Source organism: Comamonas sp. FG99 (assembly GCF_057808605.1).
Genome location: NZ_JBMDII010000033.1, coordinates 1 through 24,060 on the forward strand (window position 1 = coordinate 1; position 24,060 = coordinate 24,060).

The window sequence follows — 24,060 nt, forward strand, 5'->3', positions numbered from 1 at the left end:
GCCGCCGGGCCGCCCCAAGGCAAAAAGCGCCCCCTCGGGGGGCAGCGGCCACACGAAGTGGGCAAGCGTGGGGGCCATTTCTTTGCTACGCTGGCGCCCGAAGGGGGAGGAAAACATGGCAAGAACATCACTGTGCCTGGCCGGCCTGCTGCTGGCATGGGCGCTGGGCGCCGGCAGCGCCGCGCAGGCCACCAAGCGCCCGCCGTCCGCGCAGGCCACCAAGCGCCCGCCGTCCGCGCAGGCCGAGCGGCCCGCGGCTGCGGCCAAGGAGCCGCGCCAGCGCACCAAGGCGCCTCAGCGGAGCCGCAGGAGCAGCAAGCACGACAGCGGCGGCAGCGGCGAAACCACCACCGAGCGCGAACGCCGCCTGCTGCGCGAATGCCGCGGCATGCCCGATGCGGGGGCCTGCCTGGGCTATGCCAGCTGAGCGCCAAGTCGCGTGAACCAAGACCTGGGCAGCAGGCGCTTGAAGTCGCCGTCAAAGCTGACCACATGCCCGCCCTGGTGCAGGGCTGCCGCCGCCAGCCAGGCCTCCGGAACATCGTTGCCGCTGAGCTCCTTGCCGGCACATAGCGACTGCAGCTGCGGCCATTCCGGCCCCAGCGCAGGCACCGTCACGCCGGGAAAGTCCAAGATCGCCTCGATGAAGCGCAGCGCTTCGGCCATGGGGGTAGGCTGGACGAATATCTTCGGATGTGTCACCAGCCGGAGAAAGCTGGCGGTGACCATGGGTTGCAGCGTGAAAGTGGCGCCCCGGCCCGCGTCGGCCAATGCCTGTTCCTGCCAGCGCCGTGCCGGCAGGTGATGGGGGTGGTCGCTGCGCGAGGCCGCCACCAGCACGTCGACATCAGGCGCCACCGTCTGCGGCCTCCAGCAGTGCCTTGTTGCTCAGGCCATCCAGCCCGGAGGCAAGCCCGCACTGTCCGTGGTGGACGGGCAGCGATGGCGGCTGGAGGCGGTTTTGCTGCATGCGCAGGCGCAACTGCAGGCCTTCTTCGATCAGGTGGGTCAGGCTGGTGCGCTGCTGCGCGGCCAGCGTTTTCGCTTCCTTCAGCAAGGCATCGTTCAGGTTGAGCGTGGTTTTCACGGTGAATCCCCCTGCCATATATGCATACAGATTTCTGCAGCATACATGGCGGCTCTGTATGCGGCATTCCGGGGGCGGCATTTCAGAACCCGTCGCGCCCCTGCACCATGGCCTGGATGCGGATGTCCGGCCCCACGCTGTCGATATGCCGTACTTCCAGGGCGGCAGCGGCCGACAGGCTCGGTAGCTGCAGGCCGTTGAAGGCGGTCTGCGCCTGCCCGAGCAGCTTGGGCGCCAGGTACAGCAGGCATTCGTCCACCAGCCCGGCGGCCAGCAGTGCGCCGTTGAGCTGGCCGCCAGCCTCCACATGCAGCTCGTTCACCTCGCGCGCGGCCAGCTCGTGCAGCAGGCGGGCCAGGTCGACCCGGCCCCGCCCATCGGGCAGCTCCACCACCTGGGCGCCCGCGGCCTGCAGCGCGGCGCGCTGCTGCGCCGGCGCGCTGGCGCAGTAGACCAGCACCTGGCGCGGCGCGGCGAACAAGCGCGCGGTGGGCGGCGTGCGCAGCTGGCTGTCCAGCACCACCAGGCGCGGCTGGCGCGGCGTGTCCACATAGCGCACATCGAGCGCTGGATCGTCGGCCAGCACCGTGCCCACGCCGGTGAGGATGGCGCAGGCCCGCGCCCGCCACTGGTGGCCGTCGGCGCGCGCCGCCTCCGAGGTGATCCACTGGCTGCTGCCGTCGGGCAGCGCGGTGCCGCCGTCGAGCGACATCGCGGCCTTGAGCCGCACCCAGGGCTGGCGGCGCACCATGCGGCTGAAGAAGCCCAGGTTGAGTGCGCGCGCCTGCGCGGCGCCCGGCCCCACCTCGACCGCGACGCCCGCGGCCCGCAGCCGCGCAAAGCCCTGGCCCGCGACCAGCGGGTTCGGATCGGCCAGCGAGGCCACCACCCGCGCGATGCCCGCTGCCGCCAGCGCATCGCAGCAGGGCCCGGTGCGGCCCTGGTGCGAGCAGGGCTCCAGCGTGACGTAGGCGGTGGCGCCGCGCACATCGTGCCCGCGCGCGGCCGTATCGCGCATGGCCATGATCTCGGCATGCGGCCCGCCGGCCTGCTGGGTATGCCCCACGCCGAGCACCTGCCCATCGGGCGCGGCGATGACGCAGCCCACGCGCGGGTTGGGCGAGGTTATGAAAAGCGCCTGCCGGGCGGTGGCCAGCGCGAGGTCCATCAAGTTGTCCATGCAAGAGGGGGGTAGCGACGATCGGTAGAGCAGGGATGGTACTACCGCCGGTGGCGGCCATCATCGGTCCCAGCACTCGGCCACGATGGCGCCGGAGGTGGCGTTGCCGGCGCCGCGCAGCCCGTTGTGGGCCAGCGTGTAGCTGCCGCATGGATCGCCGGCCTGCGCGCCCTGGGGCGTGGCGCTCAGCGTATAGCCGCTGACGGGCTCGCCGCTGGGGGCGTAGGCGATGTGGTAGCGCTTGCCGGCATCGCCTTCCCAGCTCAGCGCGGTGGGCAGGGCTGCGGGGTAGCTGCCGGTGGCGGTGGCGGCCCGCTCCAGCCATTGCTGCGCCTGCAGCAGAGCGGCGCGGGCTTGTGCGCGGTGCCCGCGGCGGATGTACTCGTGGTAGCTCGGCAGGGCGATGGCGCTGAGGATGGCGGCGATGGCCAGCACGATAACCAGCTCGATCAGGCTGAAGCCCCGTGGCGGCTTGGCTTGCATGGCCTGGGTCCTTTCATTGCAGCTGCCGCCAGCTCGGGCGGATGGCTTGCTCGGGCATGCGGGCCAGCGTATCCGGGCGGCCGGCCTGCAGCGCCGCGCGGGCCGCGTTGCGGTCGGCGGCGTCGTAGCTGCCGTCGCCGTTGTAGTCCATGAGCGGCACCGATGGGCGCCTGCCGTCCATGATGTTGAGCAGCGTGCGGAACCGGCTGGCGGTGCCGGCGGCCGCCTTGGCGGGCACGCAGCCTGGCTGGCTGCCCAGCCCGGGCGGTGGTGTCTCGGTATGGACCACCAGGATGTTGCTGCCAGCCAGGAACCGCGCGGGCTGTAGCAGGCGTTCGCCGCTGGCCGGCAGGTCCAGGTACCAGCCCTGGTAGTTCTGCCAGCTGGCCGGCGTCAGCTCCTGGATGGGCATGATGGTGGCGAAGCCGTGGTCCAGCGCGGCGATTTGCTGCCGGGCCAGCGGCGCGCCGTTGCCGGCGAGCGTGCCAATAGGGGCAGGCCTGGGAATGCAGCCGCCGGGCCTGGCGGCGCAGCCGCTGGCGCTGCTGCCGGGGTGAATTTGCAGGGGCTTGCCGGCTGGTTTGCGGTAGCGGCTGTTGTCCAGCACCGCATACAGGGTCTGTACCTGCTGGCGCTCGCATGGGCTGAAGCGGCTGCCAGTGCCGAAGAAGACCATCATGCCGCCGACCGGAGCGGCCCTGGCATGCCCGCCGGTGCCCAGGCTCATCAGGCGCTCGTTGGGCCGCACGATGGGGGAAGTGCTGATGGGCTGCGCCTGGTTGCGCGGGCCGCTGCCCTGCGCCCGCGGGCCGCGCGCGCTGAACAGCGGGCGGTTGGGGCCGAAGGCGGTGGCCCAGGCCTGGTCGTTGCTGCCGGTGAGGTCGAACTTCCAGAGGTTTCCCAGGCTGTCGCCGGCATAGGCCACGTCGGCCCTGCCGTCGCCGTCGATATCCACCAGCGCGGGCGCGGCCAGGCCGCTGCCCGAGGCATCGGTGCCGGCCGGGATGCGCTTGAGCGCCCGGTCGCCGTCGAGGTACTGCAGCAGCAGCTGGGCTTGCTGGCGGGCGCCGTGCCGGCCATTGCCCGTCACCATCGCCCGGCGGCCGTTGTTCAGCTGCGTGGCCTGGGCGGCGTAGGCTTGGCCCGGCGCCGCCGGCTCCAGGCCCCGCGCCTGGGGGGCGGCGAAAGCCAGGCTGGCGCCCAGGGCCAGGATCTTGGGCAGTTGCTGGGTAGGGGGCATGTCAGTCCTTGAGCCGCGCTCGGGCATAGGTTTGCTGCAGCACGGCGGTGGTGCCGGGCTTGAGCCCTTGGGCCAGGGCCGTGATGCGAAAGACCACGGGCACATCGAGGTCCAGCGCCAGCTGGCCGGCGGGCGCATCCACGATCAGGCTGGCGTTGCGGGCCTGGTCGCTGTAGCGCATGATCTCGATCCAGTACCAGCCGCCCTGTTCGGCGGCGCGCTCGGCCAGGATGGGGTTGCGCTGGCCGGCGCCGCTGGAGTTGGCCGCGCCGGTGTATTGGCCGTAGCGCGCGCCCACGGCCAGCATCTCGGGCAGCGGCCTTTCGCCCAGGGCCGCATTGGCCGGTGGCTTGGCGGGGGCCTGGGCGGTGTGGTTCCAGAAATCCTGCCGCCCCACGCGCCGTGCGCACAGGGCATCCCTGCAGCGGGTGGGGTTGCGCTGCACGTCAGCCAGCAGGGTGAGCAAGGGCGTGATTTGCGCCGCATCGCCCGGAAACTGCAGCGCGCCGGCATGGGCACGGCAGGGGGCGGCGTCGCAGCGGCTGCCATCGGCCCGCTCGCCGCGGATATCGAGTTCGGCGTCTTGCAGCAGCGCCTGGGCGGCCTCGAAGGCGCGCTGGTAGTCCGCATCGTTGCCCACCACCATTTCGTTGAACAGCGCTGTGCGCGATGCCCACAGCGCCAGCAGCAGCGCGAGCATGACGAAGACGATGACGATGAACAGCGCCACGCCGTGCTGGCGTGCGGCGATGCTGGCGATGGCGGCATGTGCGGGCTGCGGCATGGCGGTCGCTGGCTAGGGCAGCCCCTGGCTGCGCAGCTGGAAGGTGTTGCGAAACAGCAGGTGCATGCGATTCCTGCGCCCAGGGTCGGCCAGGCCGGTGATGTCCACATGCCTGCCGCCGCAGTCGATGTAGCCGCTGCCGGCGGGCATGTCGACCGGCTCGCTGCCGTGCAGCACCAGGCAGACCTGCACGCCCTGCACCTGGCGCCAGACGGGGTCGCCGGGATCGGAGTGCGGCATGTCGCTGCCCTTGCGGTACTGCAGCTGGGCGCCGCCATTGCCGGCCACGGTCTGCACCAGGTAGGCCAGCTCGAACTGCGCGAGGTTGTGGGCGATGGGCTGCGGCGCCGCGCCGTTGCCGGCGCACAGCAGCCTGCCGTCGGCGAAGTTGAAGATGCTTTCGATGCGCGCGTCGCTGTTGGGGCTGCCATTGGCTCTTTTGCTGCCCGGGCCGCCGGTGCAGTTGCGCATCAGGTAGTCGCTGCCGGTGGCACTGCCGGTCAGGAATACCCGCTCCGCATAGCGCCGAAAGCCAATCGCCATGGCCTGGGCGCCGCCCACGAGCCGGTCTTCGGGCGCGAAGCCGTTGCCGCCGCCGTGCGCCTGGGCTCGGGTCTCGAACACCACCGCGCCCAGCGCGTCGGTGCCGGCGCCGCCCGCTGCATCGGGGTTCAGGTACAGCGAGCCGGCCTGGCGCAGCTGCAGGCCTAGCACCCGCATGATGTAGGCCGCTTGCTGCTGAATGCCGCTGGCATCGCCGATGCTGGCGGAGCTGCCACGCACGAGCATCAGCGCACCGATGGCCACCGCAACCACCAGCAACCCGGTGGCCAGGCCAAGCAGCAGCTCGACCAGCGTGGTGCCGCGCTGCAGGCCGCGCATGCGCAATGGCCGGCGCGGCCGCGTCATGGGCAGTACACCTGGCTGCCGCCGGGCGCGTAGGGTGCGCAACGGGCCGAAACCCCCAGGCATTGCAGATGGCAGCTGAACCCCGCGGGGCAGGCGTTGGCGCCGCCCGCGCCCGGGGTGAAGCTGCCGTCTGCCTGGCGCAGCTGGCTGGCGTCGATGGGGTCGCGGTAGGCCTGCCGGTCGTGCGGGTCGTCGATGCGGCGCTCGTTCTCGCGCCAGGCGATCATCACGCCGAGCTGGCGGCGGTCGCCGCCGGCGGCTTCGCCGGGCGCGAAGAACACGCTGGCCTGCCCGGCGGGAAGGCTGTGCTGTACCGTGGTCTTCCATTGCCGCAGGTCGTACCGGGCCAGCTGCGCCGGGCTGCAGGCGGTGGCGGCGCAGTCGGTGGCGTGGATGTCGCCGCCTTTTTGCCCGTAGCTGGACAGGTACTGCGCGATGTTCAGCAGCGCATTCGGGTTGGTCCTCATGCGCTCGCCCAGGTCCTCGATCAGCCGCAGCGCCTGCGCGCGGCGCACCGCGGTCTGGGTGTCGGCCAGGGCGCGCAGCTGCAGGCCCACGATGCCCAGCAGGCCCAGCGCGGTGACCAAAAGGGCCACCAGCGCCTCGATCAGGCTGAAGCCGCGCTGGCGGCTGCAGCGGGTTGCCGCTATTGGCATGAGGCCTCTCCTTCCAGTATCCGTATGCGGCCGCCGCTGGCCAGGCACAGCGTGCGGGTCGCGGGCGATGCGATGCCCGAGGCGGCCGGCGAGATGGTGAAGCTGAAGATGTTCGCGCCGTTGGCCATGCCGTAGCGGTCGAACTGGATGACCGGGCCGCCAGGCCGGCGCATGATGTCGAGCCCGGTGGGCGGCGCCACGGTCTGCAGCAGCGCCTCATTGGCTTGGCGCGTGCCGTTGCGGTTGCTGTCCACGAACACGAACCAGCCGCAGCCCCAGGCCTGCGTGGTGGCGGCCTGCCTGCAGCCCTCGGTGTTTTGCGGATGCTTGCGCATGGCCACGCGGCCGCCGCGCCGGATGGCCTCCGAGCGCGCGTAGTACAGCGTGGACTGCAGCCCCTCGGCCGCCTGGCGTACGCGCCAGCGGTCGATCAGCCCGCTGAAGCTGGGTGCCGCCAGCGCCACCACGATCGCCATGACGGCGAGCACCGCCAGCAGCTCGGCGGCGCTGAAGCCAGCCGGCAGGCGCGGGAGGGGCAAATACCGTAGCTGCATGGGCGCGGATGCTAGCGGCGGCACCGCGTCTTGGGGCAGAAACCAGGACGAACGGTCGTGGTGGCGCGATGAGCGGCTTGCGCGGTGGGGCGGCCGCGTGAAGCCGGGCGTTCGCAGAGGGTTTCCCCAACTCCGCTACCGTATCGCTCCATGGGTCAGAGCATTTTTTCCTTGGGGCTGCGCCAGCTGTGGCGCGACTGGCGGGCGGGCGAGCTGCGGCTATTGCTGGTGGCCGTGGCGCTGGCGGTGGCGGCGCTGGCGTCGGTGGGTTTCTTTTCGGACCGGCTGCAGGCCGGGCTCAAGCGCGATGCCGGCCAGCTGCTCGGCGGCGATGTGGTGGTGGTCAGCGACCAGCCCACGCCGGCCGCCTATGTGCAGCGGGCAGCCGCGCTGCAGCTCGCCGGCGCGGTTTCGGCGAGCTTTCCGACCATGGCCCGGGCCGACGACGCCGATGGCGGCGAGAGCCGGCTGGTGGCGCTGAAGGCGGTGCAGCCGGGCTATCCGCTGCGCGGCAGCCTGCGCGTGGCCGATGCGCCGGGCCTGCCCGACGCGGTGGCTGCCGGCATACCCGGCAGCGGCGAGGTCTGGGTGGACGAGGGGCTGCTCGAAGCGCTGAACCTGCGGCCCGGGCAGAAGCTGTGGCTGGGCGACAGGCAGCTGCGCATCGCCCGCGTGATCACGGTGGAGCCGGACCGCGGCGCCGGCTTTCTGAACTTTGCGCCGCGGGTGATGATGCGCGAGGCCGACCTGGCCGCCACCGGCCTGGTGCAGCCGGCCAGCCGCCTGGTCTACCGCTTCGCGGTGGCGGGCGAGCCCCGCCAGGTGAAGGCCTTTGCGCAATGGGCCGAGCAGCAGCTCAAGGGCGTGGATGGCGCTGCCGCCAGCCGCGGCGTGCGCATAGAGTCGCTGGACAGCGGCCGCCCCGAGATGCAGCAGACGATCGAGCGCGCGCAGAAGTTCCTCAACCTGGTGGCGCTGCTGGCGGCCCTGCTGTCGGCGGTGGCGGTGGCGCTGGCGGCGCGCAGCTTCGCCGAGGCCCATCTGCAGGGCGCCGCGCTGCTGCGCGTGCTGGGGCTGGCGCAGCGCCGCATCGCCGGCGCCTATGTGGTGGAGTTTGCCGCGGCGGGCCTGGCGGCCAGCGTGCTGGGCGTGGCGCTGGGCTTTGCGGTGCACGAGGTGTTCGTGCGGCTGCTGGCCGATCTGGTCGACACCGCCTTGCCGCCGCCGAGCTGGTGGCCCGCGGCGCTGGGCATGGGCATGGGGCTGACGCTGCTGGCGGCCTTCGGCCTGCCGCCGGTGCTGCAGCTGGCGCGGGTGCCGCCGCTGCATGTGCTGCGGCGCGAACTGGGCGCGATCAAGCCGGCGTCGGCCTCGGTGCTGGCGCTGGGCGTGGCGGGGTTTGCCGCGCTGCTGGTGCTGGTGAGCGGCGATCTCAAGCTCGGCGGCATAGCCGTGGGCGGCTTCGCGGCGGCGGCGCTGCTGTTCGCCGCACTGGGCGCGGCGGCCATTGCCTTGCTGCGCCGCGCCGTCAACGAGAACACCGCGCCGCGCTGGCTGGTGCTGGCCACGCGCCAGGTGGCGGCGCGGCCGTGGTTCACCGTGGTGCAGGTCAGCGGCCTGGCCGTGGGCCTGATGGCGCTGGTGCTGCTGGTGCTGCTGCGCACCGACCTGATCCAGAGCTGGCGCCAGACCACGCCGCCCGATGCGATGAACCGCTTCGTCATCAACATCATGCCCGACCAGGCGCAGCCCTTCAGGCAGGCGGTGGCGCGGGCCGGGGTGGACAAGCTCGACTGGTACCCGATGGTGCGCGGGCGGCTGCTGCAGGTCAACGGCCGCGACGTGAGCCCGCAGGACTACACCGAAGAGCGCGCGCAGCGGCTGGTGGACCGCGAGTTCAATATCTCGTACACCGCCGCGCCGCCGGAGAACAACCAGATCGTCGCGGGCCGCTGGACAGCGGGCGATGCGCAGGGCGTCAGCGTGGAGTCGGGCATCGCCGAGACGCTGGGCCTCAAGCTTGGCGACCGGCTGCGCTTCGACATGGGCGGCGTGCAGCGCGAGAGCACCATCACCAGCCTGCGCAAGGTGGACTGGGGCAGGATGCGGGCGAATTTCTTCGTGATCTACCCGGTGGAGCGCATGGACGATGTGGCCGTGACCTACCTGGCCGCCTACCGCGCCCCCGATGTGCCGGGCTTCGACAATGCGCTGGTGCGCGAGTTTCCGAACATCACCAATGTGGACCTGCGCGCCACCATCGCACAGCTGCAGCGGGTGCTCGACCAGGTGATCCGCGCGGTGGAGTACCTGTTCGGCTTCACGCTGGCGGCCGGGCTGGTGGTGCTGTTCGGCGCCATCACCGCCACGCGCGAAGAGCGCGCGCGCGAATTCGCCATCATGCGTGCCGTGGGCGCTGGCTCGGGCCTGCTGCGCCAGGTGCAGCGCGCCGAGCTGGCAGGCGTGGGCCTGCTGGCCGGAGTGCTGGCCAGCGTGGTGGCGATGGCGATTGGCTGGGCGCTGGCGCGCTATGTGTTCGAGTTTGCCTGGCTGCCGTCGCCCTGGGTGCCGCTGGCCGGCGGTGCCGTGGGCGCGGCGCTGGCGCTGGCCGCCGGCTGGTGGGGCCTGCGCGAGGTGCTGACCCGCCCGGTGATGGCCACGCTGCGCGAGGCGGCGGTGGAGTGACGTGCTGCCGCCGCCGATACAAGCCTTGATGCGCCACTGCCGCATGCACCGCATGCGTGCTCAATCGGTGATCCAGACCTTCGTCGATCCGCCGGTGCGCGACAGGCGCATGCGGTAATGGTAGCGGGCAGGGGCGTAGTGGCCGATGAGGTACTGGAGGGGCACGCCTTGGGCGTCTGATACCACCCGGTGGATGCGCAGCAGCGGTGCCCCGGTGGGGATTTGCAGCATCTGGGCCACTTCGGGCGTGGCATTCACCGCAATGAGTTCCTGCTCGCCTTGGGCAAATGGATGGCCTGCGCGTTCGATGGCTTCGAGCAGCGGCAGATCTTCCAGCGCCCGCAGATCGATCAGCTCGGCAATGGCCGCAGGCAGATAGACCTCGGTGCATTGCAAGGGAATATGCCTTGACTTGCGTACTCGCACGATACGCATGACGCGGCTTTCGGGCTGCAGCTGCAGGGCCTCGGCTATTTTTGCGTCTGCCGCCACGTAGTGCGCGGACTGCAAGGTGATGCGCGTGCGCTGGCCGAAGCGAAGTATGTTTTCCAGCAGTCCGTTGCGGATCTTGGCGTGTGCGTCGGTACTGGCTTGCTCCAGGGGCATGGTGCCCTGGCCGCGCAATCGGATGATTTTCCCTTCCTCCTGCAGCCGCGACAGCGCCGATCGCACGGTGGTACGCGCCACGCCGAACTCTCGTGTAAGTTCGCGTTCGCCAGGCAGGGGAATCCCCAGCGGGTAGATGCCATCCCGCAGGCGTTGGCGCAGGATCTCTGCGACTTGCTGGAACAGCGGGACGGTGCTGGCGGGCGGTCTCATGCACTCTCCTCTATGGGCGCAGAAGGGACCGGATAGGAGTGTCGGCTTCGGGGTGCTGCCCGGTCAATCATAGCGCTGGCCAAGAGCCAGCAATTCGGGGGTGCCGATGACCGCGTTGAGCGTGTCGAAGTCCAGCATGCGATCGCGCCAAGGCTGGGTGGTCCCATGGGCTTGCAGGCTGGCCAGGTAGCCTTGCAGCGCGTGGGTGAGGGCACGCACGGTTCCTCCGGGGAAGATCGCCAGTCGATAGCCGATATCTTGCAGGGCCCGGGCCGACGACACAGGTGTCATCCCGCCTTCCACCATGTTCACCATCAGGGGGCGCAAGGGGCCGAGCTGGGCATTGGCTGCCTCCATGTGCTCGCGGCTGCGCACGGCTTCGACGAACAGCATGTCGGCGCCCGCGTCGGCATAGCGCGCCGCGCGCTCCAGCGCTGCGGCAAAGCCTTCGACCGCCACGGCATCGGTGCGCGCAATGATGAGCGTGGCGGCACTGCGGCGCGCGTCCACGGCCGCGCGGATCTTGCCGCACATCTCATGCGTGGGTATGACGGACTTGCCCTGCAGATGGCCGCAGCGCTTGGGGCTGGTCTGGTCCTCGATCTGGATCGCCGAGGCACCGGCGCGCTCCAGCAGGCGTACCGTTCGCATCACATTGAGTGCGTTGCCGAAGCCGGTGTCGGCATCCACGATGAGGGGCAGGCCGACGCGCTCGCGGATGTTGGTAGTGACATTGGCCACGTCGTCCAGGCTGAGCAGCCCGATGTCGGACCGGCCGAACCGGGTATAGGCGATGCTGGCTCCCGACAGGTACGCAGCCTGCATGCCGGCCTGCTGCACCAGCAGTGCGCTCAATGCGTCGTACACGCCAGGGGCAAGGATGATTCCGGGCTGGTGAATGCGCCGCTGAAGATTCATGTGCTCGGCATCAAGGCCGTCGGGATTGGTTTTCACGTTCGAGACGCTTTCTCAGGTGGGGAATCAGACCCCCGTCTTCAACCAGGGCCAGGAGGTGCCCGGGAATGGGCTGGCACGCAAGGGCGCGTCCGCTTTCAGGAAGTTCGATCCGGGCGCGAGGCAGGTCCAGCTGCACGTGGGCGCCGTGGGCGATTCCCCAGGCCGGCGCGGGATCGTCCGGCGGGCCCTGCAGCAAAGGCAGGCCCAGGTTGAATCCATTGCGGTAGAACAGGCCCGCGAACGAGCGCGCGATGACGCAGCGCACGCCGAGAAAGCGCAGCACTTCCACGGCTTGCTCGCGCGATGAACCGGCGCCGAAATTGTTGCCGCAGAAGATGATGTCGCCTGGGCGTACCTCGCGTGCGAAGCGTGGCTCGACATCTTCCAGGCAGTGCTGGGCAATGGTGTCGATGCCGTATTTCATGTACTTGCCAGGCGCCAGGTAGTCTGTGTTGATGTCGTCGCCCAAGATCCAGCTGTTGCCTGTGGTGAAGGTGTTCGTCATGCGAGGAACTCCCGCGGATCGGTGACATGGCCGGTAATGGCCGATGCGGCAACCGTGTAGGGCGAACCGAGGAATACGCGCGACGATGCTGCGCCCATGCGGCCCTTGAAGTTCCGTGCGGTGGTGCTGATGGCATTCGCTCCATCGGCGAATGTATTGGCGCCATAGCCCGCGCACGCACCGCAGGTATTCGGGAGCAGTTCGGCGCCCGCATCCAGCAGCACCTGCAGCACGCCTTCGCGTACGGCCTGGCGCTGGTCTTGTGCGCTGGCTGGCGCAACCATGAGCCGTACCCCGGCCGCGGCCTTGCGGCCGCCGCGAAATACCTGGGCAGCCATGCGCAGATCGTCCAGCTTGGCTCCGGTGCAGGCGCCGATGTAGGCAATGTCCAGGCGCTCATGTGCAAATGCGCCAGCATCGGCGGCCTGCGCGGGAGAGCCCGGCGCAGAAACCTGGGGCGCCAAAGCCGCGGCGTCCATGGGGTGGTACTGCAGAAATGAAGCACCTTCGTCGCTGTGCCATTGCTCCACGTCCTGGAGCGCTTGTGCGCCGACGCCGGCTGCGCGCAACCAGTCCACGGTGGTGCTGTCCGGCGCCACCAGCCCTGTTTGAGCGCCCATTTCGGTGGCCATGTTGCTCAGAGTCATGCGCTCGTTCATCGACAGGGCCTGCACAGCCTCTCCGCGGTATTCGATGGCTTCGTACTGGCCGCCGTTCATGCCGAATCGCGTGCACATGTGCAGCATCATGTCCTTGGCGCATACGCCGGTGGGCAGCCGGCCTCGCCATTCCATCGCGATGGTCTCCGGCACGCGCAGCCAGATTTCTCCGGTCACGGCCACCCCCAGCATCTCGGTGGCGCCTATGCCGAACATGTAGGCCCCGAAGGCGCCGCCCGTACAGGAGTGGCTGTCGCCTCCCACGGCAAACATGCCCGGGTGCAGATGGCCGTGGCGGGGCATGACTACGTGGCAGATGCCTTGCTCGTCATAGAAGTGCGCAATGCCTTGCTCCTTCACCCAATCGCGGGCGATGCGAACGATCTGCGCGCTGCTTTCGTCCATGGCGGGCACATAGTGATCGGTGACGACGACGATGCGCTCGGGGGCCCAGACACGCGCGCCCAGGGCATCCAGATGGGGCTTGAGGCGGCGCGGGCCGCCCGAGTCGTGCATCATCGCCAGGTCCACCTTGCAGGTGACGATGTCGCCGGGGCGGACTTGCGGGTTGCCGCATGCCCTGCCGATGAGCTTCTGGGCCAATGTACGAGGCATCATTCCACCATGGCTCCGGATTTCTTGACGATGTCTCCCCAGAACGCCACGTCCTTCTTGATGAAGTCGGAAAACTCGCCGGGCGTCATCGTGGGGACGGACGCCGCCTCCGCGTCCATGCGCCGGCGGTAGGCCGGCGCGTCCAGTGCCTGCCGCACGGCCGCGTACAAGGTTTCCGTTACATCACGGGGTAGCCTGGCGGGGCCGAATAGGCCGAACCAGGCCTCGGAGTGGTAGCCCGCAACCGTATCGGCGATGGCGGGCAAGCCGGGAAACTGCGGCAGTGCTTTTTGGCTGCTGACGCCAAGGAACTTGAGCGTGCCCTGCCTGTAGTGCGGCAGCACATTGAGGGTGCTGGCAAACATCAGGTCCACGGTGGTCGCTGCAAGCAGGTCGGTGAGCGCCGGACCCGTGCCCTTGTAGGGAATATTGACGATGTCGGTTTGGGTTGCGAACTTGAACTGCTCGCTCGCCAGGTGCAGCGATGAGCCCTGTCCTCCTATGGCGAAGGAGAGTTTGTGCGGGTTCTTGCGGGCGTAGCTGATCAAGCCCTTCAAATCGTCGAAAGGAGCGTTCTTGCGCGCCACCAGCACGCTGGGCACCTGCGCCACCATCGTGATCGGCGTGAAGTCGGCCACGGGATCGAATGGCAGATTCTTGAACAGCGTGGCATTGATGGTATGGCTGGTGAAGCTCATCAGCAAAGTGTTGCCGTCGGGCGTGCTTTTGGCCACATATTGCGCAGCGATATTGCCTCCTGCGCCGGGCTTGTTTTCCACGACGACGGTTCGCTTGAGCGTGGCGCTGATGCTCTGGCCGATGACGCGCGCCAGCGTATCCGTGGAGCCGCCGGGCGTGGCGCCGACCACGATGGTGATGGGATGGCCTGCCTGCGCGGCTGCCGGCAGCGCCATGGCCTCAAGTATGAGCGCCAGGCTGCCCAGCAAAAAATGCTTGCGGTACATGGGGGTCTCCGTGGATTCTTGTGTATCGAGCTTGTGCCGTGATGGTCGGCGCTTGGGCCGTGCCGATCAACAGGACCAGGTGGTTTGCTGGGGTTTGCGATAGGTGCTCGCCCGGCGTGGTCGCGTTGAACAGCCGTTCGCCGGCAAAGGCCACAAAGGCGCGTACCTTGGGCAAGAGCTGCCGGCTCGACGGCCACAGCGCCGAGAACTGGCCGCTGTGCGTGAGGCGCTCGGCCAGGAGCTGGCCAGGAAGCGGTAGCGCAGGCTGGGGCGCCGCGCCAGATCGGCTGGCACACGCTGCATGCCGCGCGAGCGCGCCGGCATGGCCACGGGCATCTTCAGCACGGTGCGCATGGCGGGCGAGGGCATTACCGTGGCCACGGCGGCCGGCGTGTTCGTGTCCCTGCGCGCCGGTGCGGACATGCCGCATGCCTGACAATGCGGGGTTTTGCCCTCGCTCGTGCCATGCCGCAAGACCCGTCCACCCCCACCCGCAGCCCCTTTGACTGGATCGGAGGCGAAGCGCGCGTGCGCGCGCTGGTCGACCGCTTCTACGACCTGATGGACCTGGAGCCCGGCTATGCCGCGCTGCGCGCGGCGCATGGGCCGTCGCTCGACAGCGCGCGCGACAAGCTGTTCTGGTTCCTGTGTGGCTGGCTGGGCGGGCCCGACCACTACATCAGCCGCTTCGGCCACCCGCGGCTGCGCATGCGGCACATGCCGTTTTCCATCGGCATCCTGGAGCGCGACCAGTGGCTGGCCTGCATGGACCAGGCCATGGGCGATGTGGAGGTGCCCGCCGAGCTGCGCGAGCGGCTGAAGCAGAGCTTTTCCCAGACGGCGGACTGGATGCGCAACCGGGGCGTGTAGCTGAGCTAAGGAATAATGGCGAATTGATTCCGTCGGAGGCCCCTGTGATTGTCACCATCGATATCGATGACGCGCTGTATTCGCATGCACTTGAGTTGGCAGACTCTGCCATGGATGAAGCCGATTTGTTCTCGGTGGCATTGGAGACTTTTGTACGGTTGCAAGCTGCAAAGCGTTTGGCAGGCCTGGGCGGGAGCAGTCCCGAAATGCCTGATATTCCCCGTGGATGACTGCGCCTTGTAAGAAGTGATTGAACGCAGCTGGCTCTCACACCAGCCCTCCTCTAGCGGGGGAGGGCGTAAGCTCCGCTACTGCACGTGCTGGCTGGGTAGCTCTTTTCCTTGATTGATCTCTATGTCCACACACACCCTCACTATCGCCCTGGGCGAGCGCAGCTACCCGATCTGCATCGGCTCAGGCCTTCTCGACCAGGTGACCGCGCTGGCCAAGCTGCCCCAGGCGCGCGCCGCGCTGATCGTCACCAACACCACCGTGCAGCCGCTGTATGCTGCGCGGCTGCAGGCCGCATTGCAGGGCCAGTATGCGCAGGTGCAGCTGGTGGTGCTGCCCGACGGCGAGGAGCACAAGAACTGGCAGACGCTGCAGAGCATCTTCGACACGCTGCTCACGCATGGCGCCGACCGCAAGACCGTGCTGTTCGCGCTGGGCGGCGGCGTGGTGGGCGACATGAGCGGCTTTGCCGCCGCCTGCTACATGCGCGGCGTGCCTTTCGTGCAGGTGCCCACCACCTTGCTGTCGCAGGTGGATTCATCGGTGGGCGGCAAGACCGGCATCAACCATCCGCTGGGCAAGAACATGATCGGCGCCTTCTACCAGCCGCGCCTCGTGGTCTGCGACCTGGACACGCTCGACACGCTGCCCGCGCGCGAGCTGAGCGCGGGCCTGGCCGAGGTCATCAAGTACGGGCCGATCGCCGACATGGCGCTGTTCGGCTGGCTGGAGCAGAACATCGATGCGCTGGTGGCCCGCGACAAGGCGGCGCTGGCGCACGCGGTGCGCCGCAGCTGCGAGATCAAGGCCGATGTGGTGGCGCAGGACGAGCGCGAGTCCGATCTGCGGGCGATTCTGAATTTTGGCCATACCTTCGGCCATGCGATCGAGGCTGGCATGGGTTATGGCGTATGGCTGCACGGCGAGGGCGTGGCCGCCGGCATGGTGATGGCGGCCGAGCTGTCGCAGCGCCTGGGGCTGGTCGATGCCGCCTTTGTGGCGCGGCTGCGCAGCCTGGTGCAGCGCGCCGGCCTGCCTGTGAGGGGCGCGCTGCTCGATGCGCAAGACAACGCCGGCCGCTACCTGGAGCTGATGCAGCTGGACAAGAAATCGCAGGCTGGCGCGATCCGCTTCGTGCTCATCGACGGGCCGGGCAAGGCGGTGGTGCGCGAAGCGCCCGATGCGCTGGTGCGCGAAGTGATCGACGTTTGCTGCGCATGATGCTCTCGGAGGCTGGCCTCGCCCCTTACGCCTGCCATTCGGCCGCGAGCCGGGGCCGGCTGCATGCGCAGCCAGCGGCGCCCACGCGCAGCGAATTCCAGCGCGACCGCGACCGCATCGTACATTCCACCGCGTTCCGGCGGCTGGTCTACAAGACGCAGGTGTTCCTCAACCACGAGGGCGACCTGTTTCGCACGCGGCTTACGCATTCGCTGGAGGTGGCGCAGCTCGGCCGCTCGATCGGCCGGATGCTGCGCCTGAACGAAGACCTGATCGAGGCCGTCTGCCTGGCGCACGACCTGGGGCACACGCCCTTCGGCCATGCGGGGCAGGACGAGCTCAACGACTGCATGCGCGGCTACGGCGGCTTCGAGCACAACCTGCAGAGCCTGCGCGTGGTCGATACGCTGGAGGAGCGCTACCCCGGCCACAGCGGCCTGAACCTGTGCTTCGAGACGCGCGAGGGCATCCTCAAGCACTGCTCGGCCGCCAATGCCCGCCGCATCGAGGCGCGCGAGCCGGGTGGCGTGGGCTGGCGCTTCCTGCACGGGCGGCTGCCCAGCCTCGAGGCGCAGCTGGCCAACCTGGCCGACGAGATCGCCTACAACGCGCACGATGTGGACGACGGCGTGCGCTCCGGCCTCATCACGCTGGAGCAGCTGATGCAGGTGCCGCTGTTTGCCCGCTATGCCGGCGAGACGCTGCGCGAGCACCCGCAGCTGGCCGATGGGGGCCACCACCGGCGCGAACGCTACCTGCTGCACGAGACCATACGCCGCATGCTCAGCGAACAGGTCTACGACGTGATCCGCCACACCGGCGCGGCGCTGGCCGAGGCCCGGCCGGCCGACGTGGATGCGGTGCGGGCGCTGCCGGCCCAGTCGCCACTGGTGGGCTTCAGCCCGGCGATGCGCGAGCAGTCGCTGCAGCTCAAGCGCTTTTTGTTCGCCAACCTGTACCGCCATCCGCAGGTGATGGAGACCACGGGCCTGGCCAAGCGGGTGGTGCGCGAGCTGTTCGGCATCTACCTGCAGTCGCCGCACGAGATGAAGCCGCGCTTTGCCGCCCGCGCGGGCGAGGTGGCGGGCCAGGCGGAGCGCGCCCGCGTGGTGGCGGATTTCATCGCCGGCATGACCGACCGCTACGCCGCCCGCGAGCACGCGCGGCTCACCGGGCTGCAGCTGCTGGGCATGGCCCCGTAAAATAGGGGCCATGACCCCACCACCCATCCTGCATCCGCAGTCGCATGCCGAGCTGCGCGAGATTGCCATTGCCGACACGGTCGCCTGGCTGGAGAAGGCCGTGATCGGCCTCAACCTGTGCCCCTTCGCCAAGGGTGTGCATGCCAAGGGGCAGATCCACTACGCGGTGAGCGAGGCGGTGGACGCCGAAGGCGTGGCGCACGAGCTGCACCGCGAGCTGGAGGCGCTGGCCGAGGCCAATGCCGAGCTGCGCGACACCACGCTGCTGATCCTGCCGTATGCGCTGCACGATTTCCTGGACTTCAACGACTTCCTCGACCTGGCCGACAGCATGATCGAGGAGCTGGAGCTGGGCGGCATCCTGCAGGTCGCGTCCTTCCATCCGCTGTTCCAGTTCGAGGGCACCGAGGTCGACGACGTCACCAACTGCACCAACCGCTCGCCGTACCCCACGCTGCACCTGCTGCGCGAGGACAGCATCGACAAGGCGGTGGAGGCCTTCCCCGAGGCCGAGACCATCTACGAGCGCAACATGGAGGTGCTGGAGCAGCTGGGCATCGAAGGCTGGCTGGACCTGGGCGTGGGCGCGCGCTGCCCGTTTCCGCATCCGCCGGCGCCACCCTCGCCGGGCGCGGCCGAATGAGCCGCGGCAAGGCCAAGGCCGCCGTACCTGCCGCAGCCGCCGCACCCTCCGATGCGGCCCAGCAGCTGGAGCTGCGGCCCGGCCAGTCGATCGAGCTGCTGAAGGCGCTGCACATTCTCACGCGCGATGGCAAGCTCAACCAGGACTCGCGCCGCAAGCTCAAGCAGGTCTACCATCTGTACCAGTTCATCGAGCCGCTGCTGCAGGAGCTGTCCGCCAACGGGCATGCGGCCACGCTGGCCGACCACGGCGCGGGCAAGTCCTACCTGGGTTTCATCCTCTACGACCTGTATTTCAGGCAGCTCGGGCGCGGCCATATCTACGGCATCGAGACCCGCGCGCCGCTGGTGGAAAGCTCGCAGCAGCTGGCGGCCGAGCTGGGCTTCGAGCGCATGGAATTTTTGAACATGTCGGTGGCCGACTCCACGCGCGCCGACTTCATGCCCGCGCGCTTCGACGTGGTGACGGCGCTGCACGCCTGCGACACCGCCACCGACGATGCCATCGCGTTCGGCCTGCAAAAGCAGGCCCGGGCCATGGTGCTGGTGCCCTGCTGCCAGGCCGAGGTGGCCGCCTGCCTGCGCCAGGGCAAGGCGCTGTCGCTGGCGCGCACGCCGCTGGCCGAATTGTGGCGCCACCCCATCCACACGCGTGAGATGGGTAGCCAGATCACCAATGTGCTGCGCTGCCTGTACCTGGAGAGCCAGGGCTACCAGGTGACGGTGACCGAGCTGGTCGGCTGGGAGCACAGCATGAAGAACGAGCTGATCCTGGCGCGCCACAGCGGCCAGAAAAAGCGCAGCGCGGCCGAGCGGCTGCGCGCCATACTCGATGAGTTCGGGCTGGCCGAGGCGCTGGCGCACCGCTATCCGAACCTGCCCGAGCCATTGCAAAAATAAGAGCTGTCAGCGCCTGTCCATTATTGATTTTAGATGCAATTGATTATGAAACCAAGATGGATAAGGCGCTGGCAGCTCCTGATTTGATAGTCTGGTACAGCAATCGCTTATGGCGCCGCGTAGGAAACTCGCGCAGCCCAGCCGCGGACACCGAGCAAGGGCCGCCCCGCAGCGCCTCAGGGGGTCAGCCGGCGGTCGCGCCCGACTCCTTCACCACCTTCTTCCATTTCTCGTTCTCGGCCTTGATGAAGGCGCCGAACTGGGCGGGCGTCTCGATCACCACCTCGCCGCCTTGCTCCTGGATCTTCTTGGCCACGGCCGGGTTCTTCAGGGCCTGGGCGACGGCCTCGTGCAGCTTGGCCTGCACCGCGGCCGGCGTCTTGGCGGGCACGAACAGGCCGAACCACGACATGGCCTCGTAGCCCGGCACGCCGGCCTCGGCCACGGTGGGCACGTCGGGCAGCTCGGGCGAGCGCTTGGCCGTGGTTACCGCGATGGGGCGCAGCTTGCCCGAGCGCACATGCTGGATGGCCGAGGGCATGTTGTCGAACATGATGGCGATCTGGTTGCCCAGCAGGTCGGTCATCGCCGGTGCGCTGCCCTTGTAGGGAATGTGCACGATGTCCGTCTTGGTCATCATCTTGAACAGCTCGCCCGACAGGTGCACCGAGCTGCCGCTGCCCGAAGAGCCGAAGTTCACCTTGCCGGGGTTGGCCTTGGCGTAGGCGATCAGCTCCTTCACGGTCTTGAAGGGCTGCTGCGGATTGGCCACCAGCAGGTTGGGCACGTTGGCCACGCGGGTCAGCGGCGCGAAGTCCTGGTTGGGCTTGAACGGCATCTTGGCGTACAGCCATTCGTTGATGGCGTGCGTGCCCACGGTGCCCATGAAGAGGGTATAGCCGTCGGCCGCCGCGCGCGCGGCGTACTGGCCGCCGATGTTGCCGCCCGCGCCGGCGCGGTTGTCGATGATCACCGACTGGCCCAGGCTCTCGCCCATGGCCTGGCCCACGATGCGGGCCAGGATGTCGGTGGTGCCGCCGGCCACGAAGGGCACGACGATGGTGATGGGCTTGCCGGGGAAGCTGTCTGCAGCCAGCGCCGGTGCGGCGCCGGCGATGGCCAGCGCGGCGGCGCCCAGCGCCCTGAGGCCCTGGCGGCGGGTGAAGGTGGTGGAGTGGGGCATGGATGCTTTCTGTTGGTGGCGGCGGGGCGCGCGGGCAGGGCCGGCGCCCGCGGCCGTCATTCCTGGACGATGGACGAAGGGTGGTTGGCCAGCGGCGTGACCTTGACCTGCATGTAGGGGAACAGCGGCAGCGCGCTGAGCAGGCTGTGCAGCTCGTCGTTGCTCTGCACGTCGAAGATGCTGACGTTGGCGTACTCGCCGACCACGCGCCACAGGTGGCGCCACTTGCCTTCGCGCTGCAGCTGCTGCGAGTATTCCTTCTCTTCCTGCTTGATCTTTGCCGCTTGCTCCGGCGCCACGGAGTGGGGGATGTTGACGGTCATTTCAACCATGTACAGCATGGGGGTCTCCTGAGTGAAAGTTGGGGGGCGGCCGCATCACAGATGCGGCCAGATGAGCATGGCGCCGGCGTAGATGGCGCCGACGACCAGCATGGAAACCACGGTGTAGCCCATGATGTCCTTGAGCTTGAGGCGCGACAGCGCCAGCGCCGGCAGGATCCAGAACGGCTGCACCAGGTCGTTCCAGCCGTTGCCCAGCATCACCGACATGGCGGTATGCGCCTGCGAGGCGCCGAGGGCCTTGGCGGCCTCGATCATGAACGGGCCCTGCAGAACCCAGTGGCCGCCGCCCGACGGCGCGAAGAAGTTGATGAAGAACGAGCTCACCAGGCCCCACAGCGGCAGGGTCTGGGCGCTGGAGAAATTCACGAAGCCGTGGGCGATCGACTCGACCAGGCCCGAGGCATGCATGATGGCCATGATGCCGGCGTAGAACGGAAACTGCAGGATGATGCCGCCGATGGTCTTGACGCCCTCGTTCACCTTCTCCACGTACTTCATCGGTGTGCCCAGCAGCAGCACGCCGAGGAACAGGATGAAGAAGTTGATCATGTTCAGGTCGAGCGAGCCGCCCTTGAGGAAGTGCATGGCCACGTAGGCCATGCCGGCCAGGCCGATCAGCAGGCTCAGCGCGCGGCTGTTGTTCAGGCGGCCGGCCAGGGTCTTCTCGTCGCCCAGCAGGCTGGCGGCGCTGCCGGTCTTGGCGTCTTCGTTGCCGGCGAGCTCGGGGCTGATCTCGGTCACCGGCTCGCCGGCCTTGGGATGCATGGCGGCATTGAGCAGCGGCAGCACGATCAGCACCGCCAGCGCGGTGAGCAGGATCAGCGGCGAGAAGATGGTCTCGGTCAGCGGCACCAGGCCCATCTGCTTTTCAAAGCTGTGGCCCTGGGTGGAGATCAGCACCGGGATCGTGCCCGACAGGCCCAGGCTGTACATGGTGAAGCCAGTGTAGGCCGAGGCGATGACCAGCGGGTAGTGCACGCCCTTGACCTTGAGCGCGAGCTTCTTGGCCATGATGCCGCCGATCACCAGGCCGAAGCCCCAGTTCAGGTAGCTGCCGATGCAGCCCACCAGCGTGGCCACGATGATGGCGCCGCGCGGCGTATGCACCTGGCTCGCGATGCGGTTGAGGAAGCGGTCCACGATGGGCGCGGCCGCCAGCACATAGCCCATCACCAGGATCACCGCCATCTGGGTGGTGAAGGCCAGCAGGCTCCAGAAGCCCTTGCCCCAGTCCTCCACCACGAGGTTGAGCGGGCGGCTCTCGACCGTGAATGCCAGCACCATGGTCAGCAGGGTGAGCAAGATGGCGAAGACGAATGGGTCCGGCAGATACTTGCGCATCAGCTCGGTGAAGAACGCGGTGATTTTGGACATGAACTGAAATATTGGGAAAAAGGAAGCGCAAACGCCAACGCAAGTGGCTTATACGCCGGCGACGCCCACCGTCATGCCGCCGCAGACGTAGAGCACCTGCCCGGTCACGAAGCCGCTGCGCTCGTCGAGCATGTAGGCCACGGCGTGGGCCACGTCTTCGGGCGTGCCCACGCGCTTGACGGGCACGGACTGGATGATCTTGTGCGTGCGCGGCGCATCGGGCGGGTTGGCCTTGTCGAACAGCTCGGTGCGGATCGGGCCGGGACCGATGGCGTTGGCGGTGATGCCCCACTGGCCCAGCTCCAGCGCCCACACGCGGGTCATGCCGATCAGGCCGGCCTTGGAGGCGGCGTAGGCGGTGCGCAGATCCTTGCCCAGCGCGGCGCGCGAGGACATGTTGACGATGCGCCCGAAGCCAGCCTCCTTCATGCCGGGCAGCAGGGCCTGCATGCACTGGAAGGCGCAGCGCAGGTTGAGCTGCATGGCCAGCTCGAACTCGGCCAGGGTCTGCGAGGCGGCGTCGGCCGGCACCACCACGCCCACGTTGTTCACCAGGCGGGTGATGGGGCCGCCGGCCAGCGCCTGCTGCAGCGCGCGCGCCGTGTCGTCCGCATGGCTCAGGTCGGCCTGGATGCCGCCGGGCACCTGGTCCACGTTGCGGTCGATGATGACGGGCTCATAGCCGTCGGCGCGGCAGCGCGCGGCCGTGGCCGCGCCGATGCCGGCGCCGCCGCCGGTGATCAGCACGCGCGGGGTGGAGGTGGAGGGCATGGGGTCTTTTCTTCGCAAGGGCGGGGTTCTTACAGGCAGCACTCGCCGGCCACATAGGCCTTGCGCCAGCGCGTGATGCGGACGTTCTCGAACAGGCCCGCGAGGTGGAAGGGGTCGGCCTCGATGAAGGCCTGGGCCGCCTCGCGCGTGTCCAGGTCGACGATGTACAGGCCGCCGCCCAGGTCGCTGCCGTCGTCGTGCAGCTTGGCGCCGCAGGCCAGCAGCAGCCGGGCGTTGTGCGCCAGGAATTCCAGGTGCGCGGCGCGGTGCGCCTGGCGCACCGCCTGGTGGCCGGGCTTGTCGAAGGTCTCGATCATGTAGGGCATGCCGGGCTCCGGGACTCAGTGCTTTTGCAGGAAGCTGGCCAGCGCCAGGTCGAAGGCCTGCGGCGCCTCGAGGTTGGACAGATGCGATGCCGGCACCACCGCCAGCTCGGCGCCCGCGATGGCGGCGCGCATGGCCTCGGCATCGGCCACCGTGGTCACCGGATCGCCGCTGCCCGCGATCAGCAGGGTGGGGGTGGCGATGGCGGCGATCGCGGCCCGCAGGTCTTCCTGCGCCAGGGCCTCGCAGCAGCTGGCATAGCCTTCGGGGTCGATGCCGGCGATCCAGCCCTGCGCGGCCTGCACGGTGGCGGGCTGGGCGGCGATGAAGCCCTCGGTGAACCAGCGGCCGGGCGAGGAGTCGGCCAGCGCCCGCATGCCGGCGGCGCCGTTGGCGCGCACCTGCGCGGCGCGCTCGTTCCACGCGGCTGCGGAGCCGATCTTGGCGGCGCTGTTGGCCACGGTGAGGCTGCGCAGGCGCGGCGCGGCATGCACGCCCAGCCACAGGCCGGTGAGGCCGCCCATCGAGATGCCGCAGAAATGCGCCCGGGCTATGTGCAGCGCATCCAGGATGGCCAGCACGTCGCCGCCCAGCTGGGCGATGCTGTACGGGCCGGGGCTGGCCACGCTGGCGCCATGGCCGCGGGTGTCGTAGCGCAGCACACGGTACTGGCTGGCAAAGCTGCGCGCCTGCGCGTCCCACATCTCCAGCGTGGTGCCCAGCGAATTGCAGAACACCAGCACGGGTGCCTCCTCGGGGCCTTGCAGGGCTATGCGGAAAGTGCCGGCGGCGGTGGTCAGCTGCGAAGTGGTCATGGTGGGGCTCGGTGAATGGAAATGCATGCAAATGCAGGTAAATGCACGGAAATGAGCAATGGGCGCAGGCGGCAAGGCTGCCGCC

General features: G+C 68.9%; 29 protein-coding genes and 1 pseudogene. 9 read left to right on the plus strand and 21 right to left on the minus strand.

Annotated elements, in window-relative coordinates:
• The first annotated feature begins 115 nt into the window (after positions 1 to 115).
• Positions 116 to 427, plus strand: a complete 312-nt coding sequence (locus ACODRX_RS19510) for a hypothetical protein (protein ID WP_488873196.1) — start codon at positions 116 to 118, stop codon at positions 425 to 427.
• Here ACODRX_RS19510 and ACODRX_RS19515 read toward each other — a convergent pair.
• The 9 genes from ACODRX_RS19515 to ACODRX_RS19555 all read right to left on the minus strand — a co-directional run bounded on the left by ACODRX_RS19515 (position 415) and on the right by ACODRX_RS19555 (position 6,878).
• On the minus strand, positions 415 to 858 hold the full coding sequence (locus ACODRX_RS19515; RefSeq protein WP_488873197.1) for a TA system VapC family ribonuclease toxin: 444 nt from the start codon (positions 856 to 858) through the stop codon (positions 415 to 417). The genes ACODRX_RS19510 and ACODRX_RS19515 overlap by 13 nt on opposite strands.
• The gene (locus ACODRX_RS19520) at positions 848 to 1,087 is read right to left on the minus strand and encodes a DUF6364 family protein (protein ID WP_488873198.1); all 240 of its coding nucleotides are present in this window, start codon (positions 1,085 to 1,087) and stop codon (positions 848 to 850) included. The genes ACODRX_RS19515 and ACODRX_RS19520 overlap by 11 nt, the downstream gene beginning before the upstream one ends.
• A gap of 82 nt (positions 1,088 to 1,169) precedes the next feature.
• Positions 1,170 to 2,255, minus strand: a complete 1,086-nt coding sequence (gene ribD, locus ACODRX_RS19525; protein ID WP_488873199.1) for a bifunctional diaminohydroxyphosphoribosylaminopyrimidine deaminase/5-amino-6-(5-phosphoribosylamino)uracil reductase RibD — start codon at positions 2,253 to 2,255, stop codon at positions 1,170 to 1,172.
• A 72-nt stretch (positions 2,256 to 2,327) separates the two neighbouring features.
• Positions 2,328 to 2,750: a type IV pilin protein gene (locus ACODRX_RS19530; protein ID WP_488873200.1), complete on the minus strand. Its 423-nt coding sequence runs from the start codon at positions 2,748 to 2,750 to the stop codon at positions 2,328 to 2,330.
• A gap of 13 nt (positions 2,751 to 2,763) precedes the next feature.
• The gene (locus ACODRX_RS19535; RefSeq protein ID WP_488873201.1) at positions 2,764 to 3,990 is read right to left on the minus strand and encodes a PilC/PilY family type IV pilus protein; all 1,227 of its coding nucleotides are present in this window, start codon (positions 3,988 to 3,990) and stop codon (positions 2,764 to 2,766) included.
• Between the two features lies 1 nt (position 3,991).
• Positions 3,992 to 4,774: a pilus assembly PilX family protein gene (locus ACODRX_RS19540; protein ID WP_488873202.1), complete on the minus strand. Its 783-nt coding sequence runs from the start codon at positions 4,772 to 4,774 to the stop codon at positions 3,992 to 3,994.
• Positions 4,775 to 4,786: 12 nt separating this feature from the next.
• Positions 4,787 to 5,683 (minus strand): PilW family protein, encoded by an 897-nt coding sequence (locus ACODRX_RS19545; protein WP_488873203.1) that lies wholly within the window; start codon positions 5,681 to 5,683, stop codon positions 4,787 to 4,789.
• Positions 5,680 to 6,339 carry a type IV pilus modification protein PilV gene (pilV, locus tag ACODRX_RS19550; protein WP_488873204.1) on the minus strand — a complete coding sequence of 220 codons (660 nt, stop codon included), beginning with the start codon at positions 6,337 to 6,339 and terminating at the stop codon, positions 5,680 to 5,682. Before pilV ends, ACODRX_RS19545 begins: the two co-directional genes overlap by 4 nt.
• Entirely contained in the window at positions 6,330 to 6,878 is a 549-nt protein-coding gene (locus ACODRX_RS19555; protein WP_488873205.1) for a GspH/FimT family pseudopilin, read from the minus strand. The genes pilV and ACODRX_RS19555 overlap by 10 nt, the downstream gene beginning before the upstream one ends.
• Positions 6,879 to 7,043: 165 nt before the next feature.
• On the opposite strand from ACODRX_RS19555, the gene ACODRX_RS19560 reads away from it, so the two are divergent.
• Positions 7,044 to 9,578 (plus strand): ABC transporter permease, encoded by a 2,535-nt coding sequence (locus ACODRX_RS19560; RefSeq protein ID WP_488873206.1) that lies wholly within the window; start codon positions 7,044 to 7,046, stop codon positions 9,576 to 9,578.
• 60 nt (positions 9,579 to 9,638) lie between these two features.
• Here ACODRX_RS19560 and ACODRX_RS19565 read toward each other — a convergent pair whose 3' ends face one another.
• From ACODRX_RS19565 to ACODRX_RS19590, 6 genes and pseudogenes are all read right to left on the minus strand, one after another.
• Entirely contained in the window at positions 9,639 to 10,397 is a 759-nt protein-coding gene (locus ACODRX_RS19565; RefSeq protein WP_488873207.1) for a GntR family transcriptional regulator, read from the minus strand.
• A gap of 63 nt (positions 10,398 to 10,460) precedes the next feature.
• A complete protein-coding gene (locus ACODRX_RS19570) occupies positions 10,461 to 11,315 on the minus strand; it encodes an isocitrate lyase/PEP mutase family protein (protein WP_488873252.1) in 855 nt (284 codons plus the stop codon).
• A 10-nt stretch (positions 11,316 to 11,325) separates the two neighbouring features.
• Positions 11,326 to 11,859 (minus strand): LeuD/DmdB family oxidoreductase small subunit, encoded by a 534-nt coding sequence (locus tag ACODRX_RS19575; protein ID WP_488873208.1) that lies wholly within the window; start codon positions 11,857 to 11,859, stop codon positions 11,326 to 11,328.
• Entirely contained in the window at positions 11,856 to 13,136 is a 1,281-nt protein-coding gene (locus ACODRX_RS19580; RefSeq protein WP_488873209.1) for a 3-isopropylmalate dehydratase large subunit, read from the minus strand. Before ACODRX_RS19580 ends, ACODRX_RS19575 begins: the two co-directional genes overlap by 4 nt.
• Entirely contained in the window at positions 13,133 to 14,098 is a 966-nt protein-coding gene (locus ACODRX_RS19585; RefSeq protein WP_488873210.1) for a tripartite tricarboxylate transporter substrate binding protein, read from the minus strand. The genes ACODRX_RS19580 and ACODRX_RS19585 overlap by 4 nt, the downstream gene beginning before the upstream one ends.
• Before the next feature lie 127 nt (positions 14,099 to 14,225).
• Positions 14,226 to 14,342, minus strand: a pseudogene (locus ACODRX_RS19590) (LysR family transcriptional regulator); the annotation flags it as partial.
• 57 nt (positions 14,343 to 14,399) lie between these two features.
• Between ACODRX_RS19590 and ACODRX_RS19595 the strand changes: the two are divergent.
• The 7 genes from ACODRX_RS19595 (at position 14,400) to ACODRX_RS19625 (ending at position 19,164) form a co-directional block, all read left to right on the plus strand.
• Positions 14,400 to 14,534: a hypothetical protein gene (locus ACODRX_RS19595; protein WP_488873255.1), complete on the plus strand. Its 135-nt coding sequence runs from the start codon at positions 14,400 to 14,402 to the stop codon at positions 14,532 to 14,534.
• A gap of 29 nt (positions 14,535 to 14,563) precedes the next feature.
• On the plus strand, positions 14,564 to 14,968 hold the full coding sequence (locus ACODRX_RS19600) for a group II truncated hemoglobin (protein WP_488873211.1): 405 nt from the start codon (positions 14,564 to 14,566) through the stop codon (positions 14,966 to 14,968).
• Between the two features lie 44 nt (positions 14,969 to 15,012).
• Positions 15,013 to 15,198: a type II toxin-antitoxin system VapB family antitoxin gene (locus ACODRX_RS19605; RefSeq protein ID WP_488873212.1), complete on the plus strand. Its 186-nt coding sequence runs from the start codon at positions 15,013 to 15,015 to the stop codon at positions 15,196 to 15,198.
• Positions 15,199 to 15,322: 124 nt separating this feature from the next.
• Entirely contained in the window at positions 15,323 to 16,420 is a 1,098-nt protein-coding gene (gene aroB / locus ACODRX_RS19610; RefSeq protein WP_488873213.1) for a 3-dehydroquinate synthase, read from the plus strand.
• Positions 16,420 to 17,622: a deoxyguanosinetriphosphate triphosphohydrolase gene (locus ACODRX_RS19615; RefSeq protein ID WP_488873253.1), complete on the plus strand. Its 1,203-nt coding sequence runs from the start codon at positions 16,420 to 16,422 to the stop codon at positions 17,620 to 17,622. The genes aroB and ACODRX_RS19615 overlap by 1 nt, the downstream gene beginning before the upstream one ends.
• 10 nt (positions 17,623 to 17,632) lie before the next feature.
• Positions 17,633 to 18,265: a DUF1415 domain-containing protein gene (locus ACODRX_RS19620; protein ID WP_488873214.1), complete on the plus strand. Its 633-nt coding sequence runs from the start codon at positions 17,633 to 17,635 to the stop codon at positions 18,263 to 18,265.
• Entirely contained in the window at positions 18,262 to 19,164 is a 903-nt protein-coding gene (locus tag ACODRX_RS19625; RefSeq protein WP_488873215.1) for a class I SAM-dependent methyltransferase, read from the plus strand. The genes ACODRX_RS19620 and ACODRX_RS19625 overlap by 4 nt, the downstream gene beginning before the upstream one ends.
• Before the next feature lie 184 nt (positions 19,165 to 19,348).
• Here the strand turns inward: ACODRX_RS19625 and ACODRX_RS19630 are convergent, their stop codons facing one another.
• From ACODRX_RS19630 to pcaD, 6 genes are read right to left on the minus strand one after another with little or no spacing between them, the layout of a single operon-like run.
• The gene (locus ACODRX_RS19630; protein ID WP_488873216.1) at positions 19,349 to 20,347 is read right to left on the minus strand and encodes a Bug family tripartite tricarboxylate transporter substrate binding protein; all 999 of its coding nucleotides are present in this window, start codon (positions 20,345 to 20,347) and stop codon (positions 19,349 to 19,351) included.
• Positions 20,348 to 20,403: 56 nt separating this feature from the next.
• Complete coding sequence (catC, locus tag ACODRX_RS19635; protein ID WP_488873217.1) at positions 20,404 to 20,688, minus strand: muconolactone Delta-isomerase; 285 nt, start codon at positions 20,686 to 20,688, stop codon at positions 20,404 to 20,406.
• A 36-nt stretch (positions 20,689 to 20,724) separates the two neighbouring features.
• Positions 20,725 to 22,065 carry a short-chain fatty acid transporter gene (locus tag ACODRX_RS19640; RefSeq protein WP_488873218.1) on the minus strand — a complete coding sequence of 447 codons (1,341 nt, stop codon included), beginning with the start codon at positions 22,063 to 22,065 and terminating at the stop codon, positions 20,725 to 20,727.
• Between the two features lie 48 nt (positions 22,066 to 22,113).
• A complete protein-coding gene (locus ACODRX_RS19645; protein WP_488873219.1) occupies positions 22,114 to 22,836 on the minus strand; it encodes an SDR family oxidoreductase in 723 nt (240 codons plus the stop codon).
• A gap of 29 nt (positions 22,837 to 22,865) precedes the next feature.
• Complete coding sequence (locus ACODRX_RS19650; protein ID WP_488873220.1) at positions 22,866 to 23,162, minus strand: YciI family protein; 297 nt, start codon at positions 23,160 to 23,162, stop codon at positions 22,866 to 22,868.
• Positions 23,163 to 23,177: 15 nt separating this feature from the next.
• Positions 23,178 to 23,975 (minus strand): 3-oxoadipate enol-lactonase, encoded by a 798-nt coding sequence (gene pcaD, locus ACODRX_RS19655; protein WP_488873221.1) that lies wholly within the window; start codon positions 23,973 to 23,975, stop codon positions 23,178 to 23,180.
• Between the last annotated feature and the right edge of the window lie 85 nt (positions 23,976 to 24,060).